The organism is Saccharomonospora glauca K62, assembly GCF_000243395.2.
Classification (GTDB): Bacteria; Actinomycetota; Actinomycetes; order Mycobacteriales; family Pseudonocardiaceae; genus Saccharomonospora; species Saccharomonospora glauca.
The window spans coordinates 2565838-2585112 of sequence record NZ_CM001484.1 but is presented as its reverse complement, the minus strand read 5'-3'; the positions used below and the strand labels follow the sequence as shown (position 1 = coordinate 2585112).

The following is a 19275-nucleotide window of genomic DNA, read 5'->3' as shown; positions in this document are numbered from 1 at the left end:
TGCTCGTGGTGCCGACGGGCGAGCGGAGGGCAAACCGGATGAGACGGGCGTCGCGACCGGCCCACCCCGCTCTGCGGCGGCCGAACGGCGGCGGGAGGATGGGCGCGTGAACTACGACGCGTTGCTGTGGCTGTCGTTCGGCGGACCCGAGGGGCCGGACGACGTCATGCCGTTTCTGGAGAACGTCACCCGAGGCCGGGGCGTGCCGCCGGAGAGGCTCGCCGAAGTCGCCGAGCACTACCACCACTTCGGCGGGGTGTCCCCGATCAACCAGTTGAACCGCGACGCCATCGCGGCGGTCGAGCGGGAGCTGGCCGCGCAGGGGATTGAGCTGCCCGTCTACTTCGGCAACCGCAACTGGCACCCCATGGTGGAGGACACCGTGGAGCGGATGGCCGAGGACGGTGTCAAGCGTGCTCTCGTGTTCGCCACCAGCGCCTACGGCGGCTATTCGGCGTGCCGGCAGTACGACGAGGACATCCTGCGGGCGCGCGCCGCGGTCGGCCGGAAGGCCCCGCAGTTGGTGAAGCTGCGTCAGTTCTTCGACCACCCGCTGTTCGTCGAGGCCGTCGCCGACGCCGTCCGAGCGGCGTACGAGCAGGTGGGCGACCCCGAAGCGCGACTGGTCTTCACGGCGCACTCGGTGCCCACGGCGGCCGACGCCGCCTCCGGACCGCCCGAGGAGGGCGGCAACCGCTACTCCCGCCAGGTCGCCGAGGCCTCGCGGCTGGTGGCCGAGCGGGTGGGCGCCGAGACCTACGACGTCGTGTGGCAGTCGCGGTCCGGTCCCCCGCAGGTGCCGTGGCTGGAGCCGGACATCGTGGACCATATCGAGGCGTTGCACGGCAAGGGCGTGCGCTCGGTGGTGTGCTGCCCGATCGGGTTCGTCTCCGACCATCTCGAAGTGATCTGGGACCTCGACAACGAGGCCGCCGACAAGGCCGCCGAGCTCGGCATGCGATTCGCGCGTTCCGCGACGCCCAACGCCGACCCGAGGTTCGCGCAACTCGTCGTCGAGCTGATCCGCGAGCAGACCGAGAACGCGCCGGTCCGCAAGCTGTCCACGCTCGTCACGGGCGGGGACACCGCCAACGGTGCGCCCTGCGCGACCCGCTGCTGCGAGCCCCTCAAGCGCCCCGCGGCGGCCCCGGCGGGGAACGCGTAGTCCCGGCCTCCGCGACGGAGTCGGCGGTGTGGGTTTCGTGATGCTCGGGTGAGCGGGCCCGCCGTGCCCTAGGAGTTCTCGGACGTGCGGGCGAGCAGGCGCACCGCCTCGTTCACGGCGGCGCAGCGGGCCCGCCGCACCGCGTCGTCCAGCGGGCGCAGGGCCTCGCTTCTGCGCGCCGCTGCCGACGCCGAGACCGCACCGCCCGGTTCGTCGGCCCTGGCCAGCTCCAGGATCGCCCCGACCTCTTCGGCGCGCTGCAGCACGCGCAGGGCCCGGCCCGGCATCCCGGTCGGCCAGTGCGGGCGCGGCCGGGACCGCAGCCGCGCGGACAACTCCGCCCGCACGCCGGGACGGTCGCGTGCCACGTCGAGAGCCTGCAGCGTGCCGGCGCTCTCGCGGACTGCCTCCGTCAGGCCGTGCTCGGCCTCCCCGAGCGGCACGTACTCGGGCGCTGGCGTACCCGAGATCGGGTGACTGGCCAAGGGGAACACCGTCCAGCGCCACAGCCCCTCCGCGAGGTGCCGGGGAACGACTCCGAAGCCGAGACCGGGGAACACGAGGGCCTCACCCGCACGGAGGGCGGCCGAGGCGAACGGCCCGCCCGCACCGAGACCACGCACGTCACCCGCGACGGGCAGCACCAGCAGACCGTCGGTGGCCCCGAGCCGTCGCAACGCACTCAGCAGTTGGGCGGGCGCGGCCGGGACCTCGCCGTTCACGGGCACCTCGAACACGTCGGCGGTGGCTTCGTCGTGGGCCACCACCTCGTGAGCCTCACCCCACGCACCGAGAGCGTCGAGCACGTCGTCGGGGGCGGCGGCACCGGACAGCCAGGCCGAGGACCACACGGCGAGAGTCGCACTGGGACAACACACGAAGTCCGAGCCTACCGGTATCCGGTCCCTGTCGACGGGGGACGAAGTGAGCAGTAGCGTCGTTGCTGTGACGTCTCAGGAGACTCAGTTCCGTCCCCAGCCTCCCGACGACCTGCCCCGCACCGTGGGGGAACTGCGAGCCGCCGGACATCGGCCCCGGAGCGTGAAGTCCGAGGTCCACGACAATCTGGTGGCCGCGTTGCGAGCCGGGGAGAACCCGTGGCCGGGAATCGTCGGTTTCTCCCGCACCGTGCTGCCGCAGCTGGAACGCGCGCTGCTGGCCGGGCACGACGTGATCCTGCTCGGGGAGCGGGGACAGGGGAAGACCCGGCTGCTGCGCACCCTCACCGGTCTGCTCGACGAGTGGACGCCCGTCATCGAGGGGGCCGAGCTGGCCGAGCACCCGCTCGCGCCCATCACCCCGGCCTCGCGGCGCCGCGCCGCCGAACTCGGTGACGACCTGCCGGTGGCGTGGCTGCACCGCTCGGAGCGCTACACGGAAAAACTCGCCACCCCCGACACCTCCGTCGGCGACCTCATCGGCGACGTCGACCCGGTGCGGGTCGCCGAGGGACGCAGTCTCGGTGACCCGGAGACGATCCACTACGGGCTCGTGCCCAGGGCCCACCGGGGCATCGTCGCCGTGAACGAGCTGCCCGACCTCGCCGAGCGCATTCAGGTCGCCCTGCTGAATGTCATGGAGGAGCGCGACATCCAGATCCGCGGCTACACGCTCCGGCTGCCGCTCGACGTGCTCCTGGTCGCCACCGCCAATCCCGAGGACTACACGAACCGGGGGCGGATCATCACACCGCTGAAGGACCGGTTCGGCGCCGAGGTGCGTACCCACTACCCACTCGACGTCGCCGCCGAGGTGGAGGTGGTGAAGCAGGAGGCCCACCTGGTGGCCGAGGTCGGTGATCCGCTGCTGTCGGTGTTGGCCAGGTTCGTGCGGAACCTGCGTGCCTCGACCGTGGTGGACCAGCGTTCGGGAGTGTCGGCCCGGTTCGCCGTCGCCGCGGCCGAGACGGTGGCCGCCGCCGCCCTGCGGCGCTCCGCGCTCACCGGCGAGAACCCGGCCGTGGCCCGGCCCATCGACCTGGAGGCCGTGCCCGGAGTGCTGCGCGGCAAGGTGGAGTTCGAACCGGGTGAGGAGGGCCGGGAGAACGAGCACCTCACCCACCTGCTGCGCCGCGCGGTCGCCGAGACCGCCGGCGAACTCTTCGCGGGCCTGAACCTGCGGCCCCTCGCGGACGCGGTGGCCGACGGACACCTCGTGGCCACCGGTGAACGGGTGACCGGGGCCGATCTCCTCGCGGCACTGCCCGAGCTGCCGGTCCTGCACGAGGTGGCACAGCGCGCGGGCGTGTCGGCCGACGAGCCCGCTCCCCGCATCGCGTCCGCCGTCGAACTTGCCCTGGAGTCGTTGTACCTGGCCCGCCGCCTCGCCAAGGACGCCGACGGCACCACCACGGTCTACGGCCCCTGATCGAAGGGAGTGGGGCATGACCCTTCCCGAGTCCTATTCGTACGGTCCCTACCACGGCGGGCCCGACCCCCTCGCCCCGCCGATCGACCTGCGCGAGGCGATCGACGAGATCGGCGAGGAGGTCATGGCGGGCGCGTCCCCGCGATCGGCGCTCGACGAGCTGCTTCGGCGGGGCACCCGGTCCACCCCTGGCCTGGACGAGCTGACGCGACGCCTGTGGCAGCGCCGCTCGGAGATCCAGCGCAGGCACCGGCTCGACGGCACGCTGCAGGAGGTGCGGCGTCTGCTCGACGAGGCCGTGGCGGCCGAACGGCGCGCCGCGCTCGCCGAGGACACCGACGAGGCCCGATTCCGCCGAGCCCGGCTCGACGCCCTGCCCACCGGTACGGCCGCCGCCGTGAGTGAACTCGCCGACTACCAGTGGGCCACCGAGACCGGGCGGCAAGCCTACGAACGCATCCGCGAGCTTTTGGGACAGCAGTTGCTGCGGTCGCGGTTCGAGGGGATGGCCGAGGTGCTGCGGTCGACGACTCCACGGGACGTGGAGCGGATCAACCGCATGTTGGCCGATCTGAACGCGTTGCTCGCCGCGCACGCGCAGTCCTTCGGCGACGTGGAGCAGCGGTTCGCCGAGTTCATGCGCAGACACGGCGAGTTCTTCCCGGAAAACCCCCGCGACATCGACGAGCTGATCGACGTGCTCGCCGCCCGAGCCGCGGCGGCGCAGCGGATGCTGAACTCGATGACGCCGGAACAGCGGGGGGAACTGGCGGAGCTGTCCCGGCAGGCGTTCGGGGACCCCCGTATCGCCCAACAACTCTCCCAGCTCGACGACCAGCTCCGCGCCCTGCGGCCGGGGCAGGACTGGACCTCGTCCGCCCGCTTCCGCGGCGACGACCCACTGGGTCTGGCCGACGGCGTTCGGGCGATGACCGATCTTTCCGAACTGGACGCGTTGGCCGAACAGCTTTCCCAGGGCTATCCCGGAGCCAGCCTGGAGGACATCGACCTCGACGCGTTGCAGCGGCAACTCGGCCCCGACGCCGTCGTCGACGCGCGCCGACTCGCCGAGCTGGAACGCGAACTACGACGGCAGGGCATCGTCGAACGAACCCCCGACGGGGCCCTCCGGCTCACCCCGAGGGCGTTGCGCAGGCTCGGGGAGACCGCGCTCGCCGACGTCGTCCGTTCCCTGCGCACCCGTACCGGTCGGCGCGACACCGCGTCGGCGGGTGCGGCGGGGGAACCCACCGGGGCCACCCGGCCGTGGGAGTTCGGCGACAGCGAGCCCTGGGCCGTTCCCCAGACGGTGCGCAACGCGGTGCTGCGCACGGCGGCGGCCGACGGCTCCGGACGTGTGCGGCTCGACGTGTCCGACGTGGAGGTCGTCGAGACCGAGCACCGTGCCCGAGCCGCGGTGGCGCTGTGCGTGGACACGTCGTGGTCGATGGTGACCGAGGGCCGCTGGCTTCCCATGAAGCGCATGGCGCTGGCACTGCATCATCTGATCTCGACCCGGTTCCGCGGGGACGCGCTGGAGGTCGTGACGTTCGGCCGCTACGCCCAGTCGGTGCGGATCGAGGAGCTCGTGGGTCTGGAGGGCACCTGGGAACAGGGCACCAACGCCCACCACGCGTTGCTGCTCGCCGAGCGTCACCTCAGACGGCACCCCGATGCCACGCCCGTGGTGTTGATGGTCACGGACGGGGAGCCGACGGCGCATCTCGAATCCGACGGCGTGGCCGAGTTCGACTACCCGCCCAGCCCGCGCACACTGGGCAAGACACTGTCCGAGGTGGACCGGATCGCCAAGCTGGGGGCGGCGTTCACCGTGTTCCGCCTGGGTGACGAGCCGAGGTTGGAGGCGTTCGTGGACCTGCTGGCCCGCCGGGCCGGGGGCCGAGTCGTGGCCTCCGACCCCGACGGCCTCGGAGCGGCGGTCGTGGGCGACTATCTCCGCCACCGCCGAGCGCGCTGACCCACAACCGGCGTGTCCGCAGCCTACGTACGCGTGTCCGCACTTCTCGTACGCGTGTCCGCATCCGGTGCACGCGTGTCCGCATCCGCTGTGTCGGCGGTGGCCCCGATACGGGTACGACCGTGAAATGCGGGTGCGGTTCTTCGGTGGCGTTCCCAAAGTGCACGGCGTGCCGGGTTGGCTTCTCGTTCTGGGCGCGGGCGCGCTTGTGTTCTACACGGACGACTACGTCATCGCGGGCATCATTCCGGAGATCGCCGACGGCCTCGGTGTGAGCACCGCGACGGCGGGGCAGTTGGTGACGGCTTTCTCGTTGACCGTCGCGATCGCCTCACCGGTCATCGCGATCGGCGCCGCGCGGGTGCCTGCTGGGTGCGGCGGCGACGGTGTTCACGGCCGCCAACGTGCTGGCCGCGTTGGCTCCGGCATATCCGGTGCTGCTGGTGCTCCGGGTACTCGCCGCTTCGGCGGCCGCCGCAGCGACACCGGTGTTGTTCAGCACGGCGGCGTCCCTCGCGCCGCCCGAACGCGTGGGCCGGTACGTCGCGGTGGTGGTGTTCGGGGTGACGGGCACGATCGCGGTGGGCGTGCCCGTGGGCACGTGGATCGGTGGAGCGTTCGGGTGGCGAGCCACGTTCGCTCTCATGGCCGTGGCGGGAGTGGCTTTCGGGGCGGCGGTCCTGCTCGTGCTTCCGTGTGGCACGGGCGTGCGGGAGGCGTTGCCGGTGCGGCGACAACTCGCCATCCTAGCGCGGCCGGCGGTGTCCCTCGGGCTCGCCGCGAACCTCGTCCTCATGCTCGGCTCGATGATGGTGCTGACCTATCTCGCGCCGTACGTCGGGGCGTTGGCGGATGCCGGACCGGGGGAGCGCGGCGTGCTCTTCGCGGTGTCGGGGGTCGCGGGAATGCTCGGGATCTGGGCGGGAGGCGCGGCGACCAATCGATGGGGTCCGGATCGGACGCTGGTCGCCGGCGTGGCGGCGTTGCTCACCCTGTGGCCGTGGCGCCCGGTCTCCCTCGGGATGTTGCTGCCGGTGGTGGTGTGGGGTGGCGCGGCTTTCTGGAACTCCCCCGCGGTGCAGGCACGTCTGCACTTGTTGGCGGTCCGGTCGCCACCCAGGCGCTCGCGCTCAACCCGTCGGGCACGTATCTCGGCGTCGCGGCGGGTGGGGGCGTGCTCGGCGTCGATGGCCTGGCCCAGCTTCCCGTGGTGGCGGCGGTGGCGGCGTTGGGGCTGTTCGTCCTGGCGCGGCAATCCATCGAGCGAACGTCAACCATTGGTTGACAAACGATGAGTCGTCAACCTAACGTTGACGCATGGCGGAAACTCCAGTCACCATCAAGCTCGACGACCTCATCAACGCGATCAAGAAGACGCGCACCGACGTGCTCGAACAGCTAGCGGATGCCGTGTTGCTGGCCGAGCATCTCGGGGAGGTGGCGGATCACCTCATTGGCCACTTCGTCGACCAGGCGCGCCGGTCGGGGGCATCCTGGACCGACATCGGCAAGAGCATGGGCGTGAGCAAGCAGGCGGCGCAGAAACGGTTCGTCCCGAAGGGCGACTCCTCGACGTTCGACCCCTCCGAGGGGTTCCGGCGCTTCACTCCTCGCGCGGAGAACGTGGTCATGGCGGCTCAGGAGGAGGCTCGGGCCGCGGGCAACCCCGTGATCGCGCCGGTTCATCTCGCGCTCGGGCTGCTCAGCGAGCCGAGGTCGCTGGCGATCGCCGTCATCGAGGGGCAGGGGGTGGCCCTCGACGACATGCGCGAGGCGTTGGTCGCGGTACTGCCGGAGCGGCAGGATGAGGTCCCGGACCTTATTCCGTACGACCGGGACGCTCGCAAGGTCCTGGAGCTGACGTTGCGACAGGCCCTGCGGCTGGGACACAACTACGTGGGTACCGAGCACATCCTGTTGGCGCTGTTGGAGGAGGAGGCGGGCAGCGGCCCGCTTTCCGGACTCGGCCTCGACAGGGAGACGGTCGAGCGGGTCGTCGTCTCCCACCTGGAAGCCATAACGGCCGCCAACTGAAGACCGGCGTGTCCTCAGATTGTGCACGCGTGTCCGCAGTCCACGTACGGGTGTTCGCACCTGGTGTACACGTGTCCGCGCCGCAGGCCGCGGACACGTGTACGGGATCTGCGGACACGTGTACGGGATCTGCGGACACGTGTACGGGATCTGCGGACACGTGTACGGGATCTGCGGACACGGTGTTTAGGGGGCTTGGACCAGGCCCGAGCCCACGTCGGTGGACGGGAGCGGCAGGCGGCGCGCCGACTGGCCCAGCCGGGCCCAGAGTTCCCAGGCACGGGCGCCGTACTTCTCGGCGAGCAGCGCCGCGACACCCGCCACGTGCGGCGTCGCCATGCTGGTTCCGCTGATCGAGTTGTACTTCTCGGGCAGCGTCCAGCTGGAATGGACGTTCACGCCGGGGGCGACGACGTCGATGGCACGTTCCGGATCGACCGTGCCGCACGAGAAGTTGGCCACCGCCATCGAGGCGTCGACGGCTCCCACGGAGAGGATCGACGGGCAGTTCGCCGGATGGCTCACCGGAGCCACGACCCCTCCCGCTCGATCACTTTCGTTCCCCGCCGCGGCCACGATTAACGTGCCCCGGTTCATGGCGCGCCGGGCGACCTCCTCGAAGGTCTCCGAGTGCGTCTCGCCGGGCCGGGTGGGCGCCCCCAGGGACAGGGACACCACCGCGCAGCCGTTGCTGACCGCCCACGCGATCCCGGACAGGATGTCGCCGTCGGTGCCGGTGCCCGCGTTGCTCAACACCTTGCCCGCGTAGATCTCCGCCTCGGGGGCCACGCCGTATCCGGGACCTTCCGAGGGGGCGCGCGGCCCACACGCCGTGCCGATGCAGTGGGTGCCGTGTCCGTGCCCGTCGGCGACGTCCTCACCGTCCACGAAGGACCGTGCCTCGACCTCTCGGTCGGCGAAGTCCGGGTGGTCGACGGTGAACCCCGTGTCGAGCACCGCCACCCGGACTCCGGCGCCGGTGGCCGTGCTCTCCTCGGCCCCGACGGCCCGCAGGCCCCAGGTCAGTGTCGCCTCGGCGAGATCGGTGTCCTCGCCGCTCTCGCCGGGCTCCACCGGTGGGGCGGAGTAGGCCCTCACCAGGCGTTCCGGTTCCACCCGCGCCAGTGGTCCGTGTTCGGCGGTGGCGCGCGCCAGCGCGTCGGCCTGGTCGCGCGCCGCCGTGATCACCGCTACCCCCAGGTCGTGCAGCAACAGCCCGTCGGCCCCGCTCAACGCGTCGGCCGTACGGAAACTGGTGAGGTCGGCCGTGCTGGCCGCTCGGACTCCCGCCACCCGCGCCATCGTGCGCAACGCCGCCGCGGCGGAGTTCTCCTGCAACAGCACGAGGTACCGGCCGGTCTCCGTGCCACCGTCGCCGGTGGTGTTCGTCGCGGTCATGACGCGCCCCTTTCTCTCGGCGGACCTCGATGCCCGTGTGGGCCCCTTTCCGCCCAGCCTATGTGGGGAACGTCACTATGTCGTTACGCTATGTGGGTTGACTTGTCACTTTCCGTATCAACCCCGTGGCATGGCGATGATCCGCGCGCCACGCGCGGGAATCATCGTGACGTTGCGGGGCTTGGGAGGCTCCGGGCGCGGACGATCCGTCGTGACGTGGTGCCGTGTCAGCACCGCTCGCAGCATGACGACCGCTTCGAGCAGGGAGAATCCCGCGCCGAGACACCGCCGGACCCCACCGCCGAACGGGAACCACGTGCCACTCGCGGGCCCGCCCCCGAGGAACCGTTCCGGTCGGAACCGCCGGGGCTCGGGGTGGTGTTCGGGATCGGAGTGGACCAGCGTGATGGACGGCATCACCGTGTGTCCGGCCGGAATCCGCACGTCACCGATCTGGACGTCCCGAGTGAGCCTGCGAGCCACCTCGGAGACCACCGGGTGCAGGCGCATGGCCTCCTTGACGACGGCTTCGAGGTACTTCTCGTCTCCCTCGTCGGCGGCGCGGGTGGCCTTCGCGTGTTCGACGGGATCACGGGCGAGCTCGTGCAACGTCCAGGCCAATGCCGTCGCCGTGGTCTCGTGCCCCGCCAGCAGCAAGGTGATGAGCTGGTCGCGCAACTCGGCGTCGGTCAGGGGCGGTTCGTCCCCCTCGGTGGAGACGGTGAGCAGGCGGGAGAGCACGTCGCGACGCCGGTCGAGGTCGGTGGCCCGTCGTCGGTCGGCGATCTCCGCGTACAGGAGCTGGTCGACCCGCCGTTGGGTGGAGGCGTAGGCCCGCCACGGTCCCACGCGCTGCAGGCGTGGGTTGTGCCAGCCGATCAACTCGATGGGGCCGACGTCGACGACCCGCCGCAGCAGGTGGCGCAGCTCGTCGAGCCGGGGGCCCTCGGCGACGCCGAACACGACGCGGAGGATCACCTCCAACGTCAGCGCCTGCATGCGCGTGTGCGAGGAGAACGGGCGATTCGCGGGCCAGCGTCGCACCTCCGCCTCGGCCAGTTCGGTGATCATGTCGCGATACCCGCGCAGCGAGGCTCCGTTGAACGCGGGCATCAGCAGCTTGCGTGCCCGAAGATGGACATCCTCGTCGGTGAGCAGGACGGAATGCTCGCCCATCGCCGGTTTGAGGATGGCGTTGCCCTCGCCCGCGTGGAACACGGAGGCGGGGCCCGCGAACACGGCGCGGATGTGGTCGAGGTCGGACAGGACGACGACCGACCGCTCGGGATAGATGCGCAGGCGGACGATGCTGCCGTACCGGCGACGCAGCCACGGGAGCCAGTACTGCCGGAACATGCCGAACAGCGCGGTCTGGACTGCCACGGGCAGGCGGGGGCCGGGAGGTTCGCGGGTGGCCGTGAGGTCGTCGAGGCGCAGGACGGGAGATGTGAGGTCGGTCGCCATGGCGGTTTTATACGCCCGTATAGATCCGGTGTCCAGGGGCGTGTCGTACGCTCGCGACGTGGGCCATCGGCAAGACCTGCTCGCCGCCGCGCGGCGGTTGCTGCGTACCAAGGGGTACGCGCGCATCACGGCTCGGGACCTCGTGGCCGAGTCGGGCACCAACCTGGCCTCCATCGGTTACCACTTCGGTTCCAAGGAAGGGCTGCTCAACGCGGCCATCGGCGAGGCGATCGAGGAGTGGACGGAGCAGCTCGCTCGCGTGGCGATGGCCGACCCCGCCGCCACTCCCGCGGAACGCGGTTTCTCGGCGTGGTCGGCGATGCTCGATGGCGTGGCGGCTCAGCGCGAACTCGTCGTGTCCTACCTGGAGGCACTGGCCCAGGCCGAGCGAGCTCCCGCCCTACGGGAGCAGTTCGCGCGGCAGTACCGCCGCTGCCGGGAACGGGTCGCCGAGCTCGTCGCGGAGTCGCTCGGCGACGGCACCACCCCCGACGACCCTCAGGTGAGGGCGCTCGCCGGTTTCGTCATGGCCGTGTGCGACGGCTTCGCCGTGCAGTGGGTGCTCGACCCGGAGGGCGTTCCCGCCGCCGACGAGCTACGGCGGGGAGTGGAGCGCGTCTGGGGTCCTGCTCACCACACGGAACGGTGACGAACGAGCGCGCATAGGGTTGAAGCTATGCAGACTTGGTCCTCGGTCGCCGTACCCCGTGTACCCGGAACCCCCCGTCCGCTCAGGCTCTACGACACGGCAACCGGTCAGCTCCGGCCCACCGCACCGGGCCGTACCGCCCGGATGTACGTCTGCGGCATCACGCCCTACGACGCCACCCACATGGGCCACGCCGCGACCTATCTGGCGTTCGATTTGATCCACCGGCTCTGGCTGGACGCCGGGCACGAAGTGCACTACGTGCAGAACGTCACCGACATCGACGACCCGCTGCTGGAGCGGGCCGAACGTGACTCCGACGACTGGGTCGTGCTCGCGCTGCGGGAGACGGCGCTGTACCGGGAGGACATGGAGGCCCTGCGGGTGCTGCCCCCGCACGACTTCGTCGGCGCGGTCGAGAGCATCCCCGAGATCGTCGAGGCGGTCGAGAAGCTGCTCGCCAGTGGTGCGGCGTACCGGGTCGACGACCCGGAGTACCCCGACGTGTACTTCGACCGCTCGTACACGGGCCGGTTCGGCTACGAGTCCCGCTACGACGAGGACACCATGCGCGCGCTCTTCCCCGAGCGGGGCGGGGACCCCGACCGGTCCGGCAAGCGCGACCCGCTCGACGCGCTGTTGTGGCGTGCCGCACGGCCGGGGGAGCCGTCGTGGGAGTCGAGCCTCGGACGGGGCCGACCCGGATGGCACATCGAGTGCAGCGCCATCGCCCTCAACCGTCTCGGCATGGGTTTCGACGTGCAGGGTGGAGGATCGGACCTCATCTTCCCGCACCACGAGTTCAGCGCCGCCCACGCCGAGGCGCTCGTGGGGGAGCACCCGTTCGCACGCCACTACGTGCACGCCGGGATGATCGGTCTCGACGGCGAGAAGATGTCGAAGTCGAAGGGCAACCTCGTCTTCGTCTCGCGGTTGCGGGCCGACGGGGTCGATCCCTCGGCCATCCGCCTGGCGCTGTTCGAGGGCCACTACCGCTCCGACCGCTCCTGGACCGACGAGCTGCTGGCACGGGCCGAGGCACGGCTGGCACGGTGGCGGGAGGCGGTGTCGTCGGACTCCGGTCCCGGTGCCGAGGCCACGATCGACCGACTGCGCGATCACCTGACCGACGACCTCGACACCCCGAAGGCGCTGGCCGCCGTCGACGCGTGGGCCGACGAGGCGTTGCGGCACGGAGGGGCGGACGAGTCGGCGCCCGCGCTGGTGCGTTCCGCCGTCGACTCGCTGCTCGGCGTGGTGCTGTAGCCGCCCGCCTCACGCCGAGGGAAGCGCCAGCTCGGCGCCGTCCCACCGGCGACGCAACCACCGGTCGTGCGAGGCGAGCACCACCGCTCCGGGCGTGGTGTCGAGGGCTTCGCACAGCTCCTCGGTGAGCGTGAGGGAGATGTGGTTGGTGGGTTCGTCCAGCAACAGCACGTGGGGCGGCCGGGCGATCAGGAGGGCGAGCGCCACCCGACGCCGTTGTCCCACGGACAGCGTTCCCACCGGGCGGTTCAGCTCCCGCGGTGCGACCAGACCCAACGACGTCAGCGAAGGGGCCGATCGGCCACGGATCGCGGCGTCGTAGAGCTGCTGGGGCGTGCGTTTCGGATCGGCGAAGCGCACGTCCTGCTCCAGCAGTCCCACCCGGACGCCTTGGGCGCGTTCGACCGTGCCCCTGCTCGGGGTGAGCCGTCCCGCCAGCAGCGACAGCAGAGTGGACTTGCCCGCGCCGTTGCCACCGGTGACGAGCAGCCGGGTGGCCGACTCTCCGCCGATGTGGACGTCCAGGGCGGGAACCGGCCGCAGCCGACCGGCCACCGCCGCGTCGCGCACCGCGAGGGCTCTCCGGGGTTCGTCACCGACCTCGTCGGTGAGGACGGCCGCGAATCTCAGGGGAGCCGGTGGCTTGCGCACCCGATTCCGTTCCAATTCGGACAACTGCTGCCGGGCGGCCCTGACCCGTCGGGAGATCTGCTTTTGCACGCGTCCGCCGGAGTAGTCGTAGGCCATCTTCGCGTTGTCCCGTGGTGCTCCGCCCGACGCGACTCGGCGGGCGGTCACGCGCACCGCGTGACGGAGTTGGTCCAGCCGTTTCCGCTCCTCGGCGTAGCGTTGCTCCCAGCGTGCGCGTTCGGCCCGCTTGTGCGCCAGGTACTCGGAGTATGCGCCCCCGTATCGTGTGGGACCGCCCGGAGCCGGGTCGAGGTCCACGATGTCCGTGCACACCGCGTCGAGGAACACGCGGTCGTGCGAGGAGAGCACGACGATGCCGGAGGTGGCGGACAGGTGTTCCTGCACGAAGTCCAGGGCGTCGTCGTCGAGGTGGTTCGTCGGCTCGTCGAGCAGCAGGGTCTCGGGGGAGCGGATCAGCAGCGCCGCGAGGGCGAGCCGACAGCGTTGCCCTCCCGACAGCGTGGAGATCGGGCGGTCGCGGTCGATGTCGGACAACCCCAGTCCGTCACAGACGAGTTCGGCACGCCGGTCGGCGTCCCAGGCCTGGTGTGCCAGGGCCCATTCGAGCGCCCGACCGTAGGCGTCGAGTGCCTCCGAGTCGTCGGGACGGTCGTGCAGCCGTTGACCGAGTACGTCGAGCTCGGCGAGGACCCGTCGGATCTCGGCGAGCGCGTCGTCGACGACGTCCGACAGCCGTGCGGTGTCCGGAAACGGCAGCTCCTGGTGCAAAAATCCGATGTCCCCGCCGCCTTCCACCCGGCCGGCTCGCGGTCGTTCCCGCCGGGCCAGCAACCGCAGCAACGTCGACTTGCCCACGCCGTTCTCGCCGACCAGACCGACACGACTTCCCGCTCCGAAGGTGAGGTTCAGGCCGTCGAAGACGACACGGTCGGGGTAGGAGAACGACAGGTCGTGGACACGCAGGGAAAGAGAGGAAGACATGGTCGACCACCGGTCCGTGGGAGAAGGGAATCACCCGCCGGGTAGGTCCTCGGACGCGGGTGCGGACTCGGTGTCAGTTCTTCATGGCGAGGCCGAGTGTAGCGGCCGACGGAAAGCCTTCGCCACCGCTTTTCTCGGCGAAACGGGCGTGTCGTCCGCCGAGAGTTCCTCCCTCGACGGACGACACGCCGGGTCCGGCACCTACACCGGGCGGTGACTCAGGAGTAGCGGTACCAGCTCTCCCACTCGCTCGAACTGCAGGTGTTGGTGGTCAGGAAACCGTTGTGATCGGTGGTCAGACACCGACCGGTGGCTTGGTTCTGGAACTGCCACGTGCCGTCGTTCCAGCGGTGGGGGCTCCAGATCTGCCAGACTCCCCCGTTGCAGGGGAACGCCCGAAGGCCGTAGACACTGTCGTCGAGGCAGCGCTCGGTGGCGACGTTCTGGAAGAAGGTCGGAGTGTACGGGTTGGGCCAAGAGGCGTCGATGTACCACTTCTGGTAGTCCATCCCGTTGCAGCTGAACAGCCGCAAGCCGTACGCGATGCTGTCGTCGATGCACATCGTGCGCAGGGCTTGGTTCTCCAGAACGTCGTACGGTGCGTTCTGGGCGGCGGCGGGAGCGGCGGGAACTCCGATGCCGAACAGCACCGCCAGGGCCGCGACGAGGGACGCCAGTCTTCTTCTCATTGCACTCTCCGTTGTCGAGTTGTCCTGCCGTGGATCAAGTGAGTGGGAAGGGACGCTCAGGGGCTGCTGTGCGACGGGTCCGGCGGCAAGTTCACGTCGAGACAGAACGTGGCTCCGTCGGGATTGGCCCCCGGCGGGTCCGCTATCGCGATCGCCCAGGGATTGCCGTTGCGACCGGAGGTCGGTCCGCAGCGGTTGTAGGGCGAATCGGCGTGGATCGGGGTCTGGCTGAACGTGTGGAAGTCACCCTTGACCACGGGAAGGTTGCTGCCCGAGTAGTTGCCGTCCAGGTCGATCGCCGAGCCGTTGTGGTAGAGGTACTGGTCCGGCATCCAACTGGACCGCAACAACGGCAACCCGGAGACCTTGCGAACGGAACCGTCCGCGCACAAGCGCAGGTTCAGTTCCTGCCAGATCGGAGGGGCGACGTTGAACAGGCTCGACTCAACCACGGTGAACAGCCCGTCGTCGAAGAACATCTCCCTGACGTCCTCGACGAGGTCCGCCAACGGTTGCGCGATGCGGTCGTCCGCGTCGAGTCGGGCGCTGAACTCCTCCATCGCGGTGGTCGGGCCTTCCTGGCTCAACATGGGCCGGTAACCGATCGACCCGCCGGCCACGGTCAACGCCGCGACGCAGTCGGCGCCGGTTTCGGTGATCTCCCCGTCGTAGTTGGTCAGCACCGGGGCCTTCCCGGCGTAGGCGTAGGCACGTCCCGGCAGGACACCGTCCTCCATCGGGTTGGCGGTGGTCCAGGCACCGTTGTGGGCGTTGAGGTCCCGCATCCGGTAACTCAGGTTCGGTTCGCCGATCCCCCAGGCGCCGTAGTCCTCGGCGAGCGCGCGGACGAAGTCCAGGAAGAACCTCGGAAGGTGGGTGTCACCGGTCCGGTGGTCGTACACCGCGTACTCGGTACCGGGGATGATCTTGTCGTTCTCGTCCGTGACGAAGGAGACGGTCACCTTGGTGCGGATCTTGAACCTGCCGTCGTCGTCGAAGTGGTCCGGTCGCCGATCGGAACTCGGTCTGTCGAGATAGGAGTTCGCGAACCCGATCCACCTCGCGATGCTGGTGCCGTCCGGGTGGTCGACGGGATCCGTTCCGGCGGTGATCACCTCGTCGCGCCACTCGCGGATCGCCTGTTCGGTCCTGGGCATCAGACAGCCCGCGGCCGGGATGTCACACGTGGGCAGGGCGAGGATGCGGTCGGCGGTCGCGACGGCCCAGTCGTACAGGGCTTCGCGGCTCACGAGCGGAGTTCCGGAAATTCCGCCCAGCCACGACTCCGGTGCCGCGGTGTCGATGTCCTGGTCCTCGTCGAAGACCGCCACCGCCTCGACGCTCTCCTCGTGGTAGGTGCCGTTGATCGGGACGAAGGCCACCGCGTCGAAGGCGATGTCCTCCTCACCCGTGCCGTCCGGCGTCACGGAGGTGAGCGTCACCTCGGGAACGCCGTCGAACGGGAAGGCACCGATCCGCACCCAGCGATTGCCCTCGCCGGGTTGCCGCACGATCCGGACGCGGTCCCCGTGCGCGGTCTTGACGACGTAGCGCGCGTAGTTCGTGTGGGCCCCGTGGTCGGGAAGCGCCACGTAGATCGACATGGGACCGGTGTGGGAACGATCCAGCTTCCAGCTCGCGTTGACCTCGAGCCGTCCGCCTTCGTCCGTGGCGGTTCGGGTGTGGGTGAACCAGAAGTGGCCGCCGAACCCACCACCGATCTGGTGCACGTCGATCTTGCCGGGATACGTCCCGTCACTGTCCTGTTTGAACGTGAACTCGAAGGTGCCCGCGTTGCTCCAGGAGCGGGGACAGTCGGGGCGGATCGAGGGCACGTCGTCGGGGACGTCGTCCACGATCAGCGCGTTCGACGGCAACCCGCTGAGATCGCAGCGCGGCGGATAGCTGGTGGCGTCCTCCTGGTACTCGTAGCCGGGGTCGAAACGCAGCAGTTCGTTGCCGCAGCTGTAGTCGCAGTCCTCCTTCCAGGTGGAAGGCTCGTGATACCAGCACTGGAGGTCGTAGTAGCCGCTCGCGTTCCGGTGCGAGCAAGGCCCGGCGGGTTCACCGATGACCTCGGGGTCGTCGGGAAGGAACTGTTCACCGGGAACGCAGTCGTTGCTGGCGTCGCAGAACTGCGTGACGGGCGGCTTGACCCGCTGGCGGTTGAACGCTCCCTCCGAGGTGCCGCCGTTCCACCAGGCGGGGCGGAAGCCCGCCACGAGTTCGCCCGGCGCTTCGAGCACCTCCACCGGATGGCCGGCCCAGCCCATGACCTTCTCCGGATATGGCCAGTCCTGGGGGTGGGCGGCGTCTTCGTAGGTGAACTCCAGAAACGGTGCGCGGTTCGCGGGGTAGATCGGGTTGACCGGATTGTTGAGCCAGCCGACGCCCCAGGGCGAGCCGTCGCCCTTGTCGGGATGGAAACCGGAGTTGTAGGCCCAGACGGCGAAGAACCAGTTCTCGATCTTGGAGGGATCACCGTTGTTGACGATCATGCCCGCTTCGCGGGTCTCGTTCCACTTGGTGGCCAAGATCTGCAGCCCGGCGGCGATGTTGGCGGCGAAGTCGAGTGCGACGGCACGCTGTTTGTCGTAGTCCATCGCGACCTCACCCGGCCGCTCCTTGCCCGCCAACCGCATGCCGTCGGTGACCTGGGTGACCCCGTAGCCGCAGTCGGCTTCGGCCCAGTTGATGGTCCAGTCGTCGGCCTCAGTGTCGTTGTAGTAGTCGATGCCGTAGTAGTTGCCGATCAGCGGATTGCCCGTCACGCCGGGCACGGCCGAACGGGCGGCCTGCCAGAGGTTGGACTCCTGCGCCGCGACACCGAGCATGACCTGCGCGGGCACGTAGCCTCCCCCGGACAGTTCCACGTACGGGAACAACCCCTGGGGGGTGTAGGCGGGCATCCCCAGGTTCTTCCAGTTCGCCGGGCGGTACACGTCCAACGCGTTGCGCACCGCCTGGTCCACGGCCCACTCCACCTGCCGGGGCTTCGGTTGCATCGCCTGGTTCCGAGGGTCCGATCTGGGCACCGAGCAGTACCGCTCGTCGAAATCCGCCGGGTTGTGGGGATCGCTCATCGTGCGGGGCTTTCCCGAGCCGAGGGCCGGGCTCGGGGCCCGCCCGGCGGTCGGACCCTGCTCGCCGAACTCCGCGTCGGCCGTGGTGACGGAGAACTCCACCGACTTCCCGGTTGCGAGCACGGTGGCCTCCACGGCGAGCGGCTGGGGGCGTGCTCCGTCGACGACGGCGGCGGTGACGTCCGCTTCCCCGGGCCGGGGCGCGCGAGCCTTGGCCACCGAGGTGACCGCCAGGCTTCCCCGCATCGACATCCGGGCGCGCACGGACACGTCCACCAGGGCCACGCTCGAAGGCAACGACCGCGCGACCCGTGTCGTCTCGCCGGTGACGAACACCCGGCCGCCCTTGCCCGAGGTGACGTTCACGGACATGAGCTCCCCGGTCGCCAGGGTCGTCACGCTCGTCGCCCGCGAGGTGTCCTTCACGGGAGCGACCACGGCGCGGCGTACCCGTGCCTGCTCCTTCCCCGTTCGCTCCATGAAGACCACGCCGTCGTCGGAGTCTGCGGCGACCCGGAAGGGCACGCCGGTGGCGGAGGCGAAGATCCGTCTGGTTCCGTCGTCGTCGACCCGGACGAGGCCACCCGAATCGGCCGCGACGATCCCGTGTTCGGTGGGAACCGGCGACGTCAGTTGCCCCTCGACCTCGATCCGTGACGTGATCTTCCCGGACTCGGTGTCGAGTCGCAGCAGCCGAGTCCGTCCGAGGTCCTCGTCGCCGCCCTGGGTGAGAATCACTTCCTCGCCCGTTCCGCAGCCCGGATTGAAGTAGGCCAGGCTCGTCTGCACGGGCAACTTCGTGACCGTGCCGTCGGTCAGGTCGACCGTCGCGGTGAAGGCGCCTCGCTGCATCAGTTTCGGGTCGTTCGTGAAGGTACGAGGCGCGTACGCCACCACGGCGCGGCGACCGGAGCCGGTGACGCAGGCGTTGCCGATCCAACTGTCGACGGAGAAACCCGGCTCCGACAGGCTGGCGATTCTCCGCCAGCGAAAACCCTCGTCGGCGTCGGCGATCAGTACGTGGAAACCGTTGCCGTCACCGGAGGTGAGGAAGGCTCGGTCTGTGGATTTCTCCCAGTGCGCTCCGAGTATTTCGCCGCGTTCGTTCTCGGGGATCGAGGCCGGGGCGTCCGCTGAGGGTGGTTCGGCGGTCGGTTGATACTCGGGGTCCGACGAGGACGGTGTCGTCGCTCGTCCCGCTGGGGTGAACTGCAGGGTCGATATCGCGAACAGAGCGGCGAGCCCGAACGAGACACTACGTAGTCTCGCTCGCCGATGTGATCTTCTTCGCATGGCATCCCCAGAAATTCGAGTCGGCGACAAGCGAATTTCTCGAAAGGTTTCATTCCTTTCGAGGATCGGTTTTTCCGGTATGGTCTTAGTCGGTTTTGGTGGGAACCGCGCTCGCGTAACCGGGGAAAACCCCGGAAACAATCAGGGTTTTCGGGAGAACGTGTGTCGAGCGAAGCTCCTTCTGGCCGGCTCCTGTTTGAAAGCACGTAAATTCAACGTGGTGTGGACGACGGTGGGCAATACGACCTTGGAGTGAT

The 19275-nt window shown here is 69.7% G+C and carries 13 protein-coding genes; 7 read left to right on the top strand and 6 right to left on the bottom strand.

Features of this window, described 5'->3' with window-relative positions; translation table 11 throughout:
- Positions 1 to 106 precede the first annotated feature (106 nt).
- Positions 107 to 1165, top strand: a complete 1059-nt coding sequence (locus SACGLDRAFT_RS12055) for a ferrochelatase (RefSeq protein ID WP_005464944.1) — start codon at positions 107 to 109, stop codon at positions 1163 to 1165.
- A gap of 68 nt (positions 1166 to 1233) precedes the next feature.
- Here the strand turns inward: SACGLDRAFT_RS12055 and SACGLDRAFT_RS12050 are convergent, their stop codons facing one another.
- Complete coding sequence (locus SACGLDRAFT_RS12050) at positions 1234 to 2043, bottom strand: hypothetical protein (RefSeq protein WP_005464943.1); 810 nt, start codon at positions 2041 to 2043, stop codon at positions 1234 to 1236.
- Between the two features lie 67 nt (positions 2044 to 2110).
- Between SACGLDRAFT_RS12050 and SACGLDRAFT_RS12045 the strand changes: the two genes are divergently transcribed.
- The 4 genes from SACGLDRAFT_RS12045 to SACGLDRAFT_RS12030 all read left to right on the top strand — a co-directional run bounded on the left by SACGLDRAFT_RS12045 (position 2111) and on the right by SACGLDRAFT_RS12030 (position 7544).
- Positions 2111 to 3532 carry an ATP-binding protein gene (locus SACGLDRAFT_RS12045; RefSeq protein WP_005464941.1) on the top strand — a complete coding sequence of 474 codons (1422 nt, stop codon included), beginning with the start codon at positions 2111 to 2113 and terminating at the stop codon, positions 3530 to 3532.
- Between the two features lie 16 nt (positions 3533 to 3548).
- The gene (locus SACGLDRAFT_RS12040) at positions 3549 to 5510 is read left to right on the top strand and encodes a vWA domain-containing protein (RefSeq protein ID WP_005464940.1); all 1962 of its coding nucleotides are present in this window, start codon (positions 3549 to 3551) and stop codon (positions 5508 to 5510) included.
- A 386-nt stretch (positions 5511 to 5896) separates the two neighbouring features.
- Entirely contained in the window at positions 5897 to 6805 is a 909-nt protein-coding gene (locus SACGLDRAFT_RS12035; protein ID WP_005464939.1) for an MFS transporter, read from the top strand.
- 22 nt (positions 6806 to 6827) lie between these two features.
- On the top strand, positions 6828 to 7544 hold the full coding sequence (locus tag SACGLDRAFT_RS12030; protein WP_005464938.1) for a Clp protease N-terminal domain-containing protein: 717 nt from the start codon (positions 6828 to 6830) through the stop codon (positions 7542 to 7544).
- Positions 7545 to 7730: 186 nt separating this feature from the next.
- Here the strand turns inward: SACGLDRAFT_RS12030 and SACGLDRAFT_RS12025 are convergent, their stop codons facing one another.
- Positions 7731 to 8942 carry a S8 family serine peptidase gene (locus tag SACGLDRAFT_RS12025; protein WP_005464937.1) on the bottom strand — a complete coding sequence of 404 codons (1212 nt, stop codon included), beginning with the start codon at positions 8940 to 8942 and terminating at the stop codon, positions 7731 to 7733.
- A 117-nt stretch (positions 8943 to 9059) separates the two neighbouring features.
- Positions 9060 to 10406: a cytochrome P450 gene (locus SACGLDRAFT_RS12020; RefSeq protein ID WP_005464934.1), complete on the bottom strand. Its 1347-nt coding sequence runs from the start codon at positions 10404 to 10406 to the stop codon at positions 9060 to 9062.
- 58 nt (positions 10407 to 10464) lie between these two features.
- Here SACGLDRAFT_RS12020 and SACGLDRAFT_RS12015 point away from each other — a divergent pair, with 58 nt between their 5' ends.
- Positions 10465 to 11055 carry a TetR/AcrR family transcriptional regulator gene (locus SACGLDRAFT_RS12015; protein ID WP_040919924.1) on the top strand — a complete coding sequence of 197 codons (591 nt, stop codon included), beginning with the start codon at positions 10465 to 10467 and terminating at the stop codon, positions 11053 to 11055.
- A gap of 27 nt (positions 11056 to 11082) precedes the next feature.
- Positions 11083 to 12321: a cysteine--1-D-myo-inosityl 2-amino-2-deoxy-alpha-D-glucopyranoside ligase gene (mshC, locus tag SACGLDRAFT_RS12010; RefSeq protein ID WP_005464928.1), complete on the top strand. Its 1239-nt coding sequence runs from the start codon at positions 11083 to 11085 to the stop codon at positions 12319 to 12321.
- A 9-nt stretch (positions 12322 to 12330) separates the two neighbouring features.
- Here mshC and SACGLDRAFT_RS12005 read toward each other — a convergent pair whose 3' ends face one another.
- The 3 genes from SACGLDRAFT_RS12005 to SACGLDRAFT_RS11995 form a co-directional block, all read right to left on the bottom strand.
- The gene (locus tag SACGLDRAFT_RS12005) at positions 12331 to 13953 is read right to left on the bottom strand and encodes an ABC-F family ATP-binding cassette domain-containing protein (protein ID WP_005464926.1); all 1623 of its coding nucleotides are present in this window, start codon (positions 13951 to 13953) and stop codon (positions 12331 to 12333) included.
- Between the two features lie 218 nt (positions 13954 to 14171).
- Positions 14172 to 14642 carry an RICIN domain-containing protein gene (locus SACGLDRAFT_RS12000; protein ID WP_005464924.1) on the bottom strand — a complete coding sequence of 157 codons (471 nt, stop codon included), beginning with the start codon at positions 14640 to 14642 and terminating at the stop codon, positions 14172 to 14174.
- A 56-nt stretch (positions 14643 to 14698) separates the two neighbouring features.
- The gene (locus SACGLDRAFT_RS11995; protein WP_005464921.1) at positions 14699 to 19018 is read right to left on the bottom strand and encodes a golvesin C-terminal-like domain-containing protein; all 4320 of its coding nucleotides are present in this window, start codon (positions 19016 to 19018) and stop codon (positions 14699 to 14701) included.
- Between the last annotated feature and the right edge of the window lie 257 nt (positions 19019 to 19275).